This window comes from Rhizobium sp. PRIMUS64 (assembly GCF_023006465.1).
In the GTDB taxonomy this organism is placed as follows: domain Bacteria; phylum Pseudomonadota; class Alphaproteobacteria; order Rhizobiales; family Rhizobiaceae; genus Rhizobium; species Rhizobium leguminosarum.
This window is the reverse complement of record NZ_JALBGX010000339.1, coordinates 1-500: the sequence shown is the minus strand read 5'-3', so window position 1 is coordinate 500 and position 500 is coordinate 1. Positions and strand designations below refer to the sequence as shown.

The window sequence follows — 500 nt, the reverse complement described above, 5'->3', positions numbered from 1 at the left end:
GTGTTCCTGAACAAGGTCGACCAGGTTGACGACGCCGAGCTTCTCGAACTGGTCGAGCTCGAAGTTCGCGAACTGCTGTCGTCCTACGACTTCCCGGGCGACGATATCCCGGTCGTCAAGGGTTCGGCACTTGCTGCTCTTGAAGATTCGGACAAGAAGATCGGCGAAGACGCGATCCGCGAACTGATGGCTGCTGTTGACGCCTACATCCCGACGCCTGAGCGTCCGATCGACCAGCCGTTCCTGATGCCGATCGAAGACGTGTTCTCGATCTCGGGCCGCGGCACGGTTGTGACCGGCCGCGTCGAGCGTGGCATTGTCAAGGTTGGCGAAGAAGTCGAGATCGTCGGCATCCGTCCGACCTCGAAGACGACGGTGACCGGCGTTGAAATGTTCCGCAAGCTGCTCGATCAGGGCCAGGCCGGCGACAACATCGGTGCGCTGATCCGCGGTGTGAACCGTGACGGCGTCGAGCGTGGCCAGATCCTGGCGAAGCCCGG

The 500-nt window shown here is 62.0% G+C and carries 1 protein-coding gene; it reads left to right on the top strand.

Going from position 1 to position 500, the window contains the following annotated elements:
• On the top strand, positions 1 to 500 hold a 500-nt coding region (locus MOV76_RS39465), incomplete at both ends, for an EF-Tu/IF-2/RF-3 family GTPase (RefSeq protein WP_247266625.1).